Origin of the sequence: Clostridium sp. (assembly GCF_032552055.1) — a bacterium.
Classification (GTDB): Bacteria; Bacillota; Clostridia; order Clostridiales; family Clostridiaceae; genus Clostridium.
This window is the reverse complement of record NZ_JAWGSV010000307.1, coordinates 1-3,342: the sequence shown is the minus strand read 5'-3', so window position 1 is coordinate 3,342 and position 3,342 is coordinate 1. Positions and strand designations below refer to the sequence as shown.

The following is a 3,342-nucleotide window of genomic DNA, read 5'->3' as shown; positions in this document are numbered from 1 at the left end:
ATCTTAAATAAAAAGGGGGATTAGATATGACAAATGTGGCAATAGCTTTTTTCTTACTAGGGGCAGTAGTTCTATGGGGAGGACTAGCGTTAACCCTTGGAATAACAGTATACAACGAGAAAAAAGAATCTATGTAAAATGATATAAAAAATTAGTCTTGTATTATCTTCGTGCTCCGTCGCAAGCTCCAAGTCGCCTACAGATAATACAAGACTAATTTTTTTATTTCAAATTTCTATGTCACACCGACTGAAGGAAGAAACTCAAGCAGAGCATTGAGTTTCAATAATTTTATATAGTATTGTGTTATCTTCGTGCTCCGTCGCGAGCTCCAAGTCGCCTGCATATAATACAATACTAATTTTTTGCTTTTACACCCAAGGAGATCTAACTTTTTCTTCGGATATTTTAAATTCTATTTGTCTTGTTATTTCTCTTGGTAATTTAAAGTTTTTAAGCTTTTTATGGAATTCTTCTGAGAAGGATTTAATAGTCTTTCCTATATTTTTAGTTGAATTGCTAAATACCTCTAATGGGGTAAAAATCCTTGAATCTTCTCTAAATTCATCTAGTATATCTAGTACATTTTCAGCAGCTTCGTTTGCACATTTATTAAAATCACCAACTAGACTTTCACTGAATTTTTCAGGATATTTAATCTCTAAAACTATTCTATAGCTAGTATTTCGATGAAGTTTTGTAGGAATTTTCATTGTTAGTTCATTATCATCTACTTCACCAATATAACTTGTTATATAATCATTTTTTTCCTCGGAAATATCAATGTTTTTTAAAATTCTTATATAAGTATTTTTAACATTATTTGTACTATATTCTTTTTTACTGAAGAAAAGGTTATTGTTATGTGAATAATCAGTATCAATTGAATTATTTTCTGAAGAGTCTTCTCTTAATTCATCATCATCTAAAGTAGTATCTGAGCTTCTAAAGCATACAAAGGAATCTATTTGTCTTAAATCTAATCCAAAGAATACCCAAGTATTTCTGAACCAACGCAAACCTGAAACGCTTCGTCTATCTACATTTAATAGATATGCCCAATAATTCCTGCCTCTTCTTTCCCATATATAAGTGAATTTAAATAGACAGAAGCTTATAGAGCCAGGGCTTACTGCTTTAGTTTGAGGACCGCCAGTTCCTTGATTTAAGCTTTTTACACCAGGACTATTTTTAGTTGGAGTAAAGTTTGGAGGAGGTCCTATATTTAAATTACTTCCACCAGGGACATTAGGTGATTGTCCAGGAGGATTAGGAAATTGCCCAGGGAATACTGGAGGTTGCCCTGGGAAGTTAGGAATACGACTTTCACTAGGGTCATTAAAATCATTAATATCTGGATTGTTTATTGAATCATCATCATTGTAATTCATTTAAAATCTCCTATATAGTATTTTATAATTATTATAAGTTTAAAAAAGCATATTGTTACAGTTATTGAACCTATTAGAAAAATATACAAACTTAAAAAAAGTATATTGACATATAATGGTCATACTGTATATAGTATACATATACGGTATTGACGGAAATAACAGTAGTATCGAGGTGAAAATATGAAAGTATTAATAAGTAATTCCTCAAAGCTTCCTATTTATGAGCAGATAGTAAACTCTATAAAGGAAGGAATTATTAATGGAAGTTTAGAGCCCAATGAAAAACTCCCTTCTATTAGATCATTAGCTAAAGATTTGAACATTAGTGTTATTACTACAAAAAGAGCTTATGATGAATTAGAATCACAAGGTTTTATAGAAACAGTAGGGGGAAAGGGATGCTATGTTTCTTATTATAATAAGGAATTAGTATATGAAGAAAAACTAAAGGAAATTGAAGAAAAGCTAGAGGAAGTTCTAAGTACAGCTAGATCTATTAAACTAAAGAAAAATGATATTAAAAATATGATAGATTTGCTTTATGAAGGAGATTAGTATGATTGGGATTGAGAATTTAAGTAAGACTAGAGGGAAATTTAAGCTTGAAGATATTTCTTTTGAATTAAAAGAAGGATTTATTATGGGTTTAATTGGACCAAATGGATCGGGTAAGACAACGCTAATAAAACTTCTATTAGGCTTATTAAAGCCAGATAAGGGAGATATAAAAATTTTTGATAAAAACATTTTTGAAGATGAAATTTTTATAAAAGATAAAATTGGTTTTGTCTTTGATAATTTTAATTTTTATCAGCATTTAAATATTAAAGATTATAAGAAGATATTACAAGGAGCTTATTCTAAGTTTGATGAAGATAAATTTAATAGCTATATTGATAGTTTTGGAATTAGTAAGAAAAGTTATATAGGTAATTTATCTAAGGGAGAAGGTATCAAGGTTATGTTAGCTGGTGCATTATCTCATGAAGCAAAATTAATAATCTTAGATGAACCTACAGCAGGACTTGACCCAATAGTAAGAAAAGATATACTTAGACTGCTCCAAGAAGTTATAGAAGATGGAGATAAAAGCATAATTATTTCTACTCATATTACATCAGATTTAGATGGAATTGCAGATTATATCACTTTTATTAATAAAGGAAAGCTAGTATTTACAGAAGATATGGAGTCTATAAAAGAAAGGTATAGAATATTTAGAGGATCAAAAGAAGAACTTGATAATAGTAATTTAGATTTTATATCTTATAAGAAAAATAAATATTACGAAGAAGGTTTATTTATTAATGAGAATAACCTTGATTCTGAAAATGTAAGTATTCCAAGTCTTGAAGATATAATGTACCACTATATAAGGGGGGAGAAATAATGCTTCAGTTAATAAAAAAGGATTTATTAGTTTCATTAAAAGTTAAAGGGTTAAAAATGATTATACTAACATTAATACTAGGATTATTTTTATTAAGTGTTTTCTCTTTTATTTTCCCCACAATTTTACCGATAATATTTACTTATATGGTAGTCATGAATAGTTTCTATTATGATAGTATAAATAATAGTGAAAGTTATATGCTTAGTATTCCAAATAAAAGAGAAGATGTAGTTTATTCAAAATATATATTGGTGATATTAATATTATTTTTATCAAATATACTAATGTACCTATTCTATGGAATAAATATTTTGAATTCAGTTAGAACTATGGTTCTACAAGATGTAATTGTAAGTAGTTTAACTATATTATTTAGTTTTTCAATAATACTACCCATTACTTTTAAATACAGATATAAAGCATCTAGAATAATAGCACCTTTTATAACTATTGCTATTGGATATTTAAGTCATAGTAGCAGTACTATTAATAAGTTTATTGAAAATGGAACAGAAACTATTTTAATAAATTTATCTAGAAAAATAGGTGTTATAA

Annotated in this window: 5 protein-coding genes; 4 read left to right on the top strand and 1 reads right to left on the bottom strand. The window is 27.9% G+C overall.

Translation table 11 applies throughout. The annotated features are described in order from the left end of the window. Window positions 1-26 precede the first annotated feature (26 nt). Entirely contained in the window at window positions 27-137 is a 111-nt protein-coding gene (locus tag E6248_RS14665) for a MetS family NSS transporter small subunit (protein ID WP_316341524.1), read from the top strand. 234 nt (window positions 138-371) lie between these two features. Here the strand turns inward: E6248_RS14665 and E6248_RS14660 are convergent, their stop codons facing one another. Then, entirely contained in the window at window positions 372-1,391 is a 1,020-nt protein-coding gene (locus E6248_RS14660) for a hypothetical protein (RefSeq protein ID WP_316341523.1), read from the bottom strand. Window positions 1,392-1,574: 183 nt separating this feature from the next. Here E6248_RS14660 and E6248_RS14655 point away from each other — a divergent pair, with 183 nt between their 5' ends. The 3 genes from E6248_RS14655 to E6248_RS14645 form a co-directional block, all read left to right on the top strand. Beyond that, complete coding sequence (locus E6248_RS14655; RefSeq protein WP_316341522.1) at window positions 1,575-1,949, top strand: GntR family transcriptional regulator; 375 nt, start codon at window positions 1,575-1,577, stop codon at window positions 1,947-1,949. Window position 1,950: 1 nt separating this feature from the next. Next, a complete protein-coding gene (locus tag E6248_RS14650) occupies window positions 1,951-2,784 on the top strand; it encodes an ABC transporter ATP-binding protein (protein ID WP_316341521.1) in 834 nt (277 codons plus the stop codon). Further along, on the top strand, window positions 2,784-3,342 hold a 559-nt coding region (locus E6248_RS14645; protein ID WP_316341520.1), incomplete at its 3' end, for an ABC-2 transporter permease. The genes E6248_RS14650 and E6248_RS14645, both read left to right, overlap by 1 nt.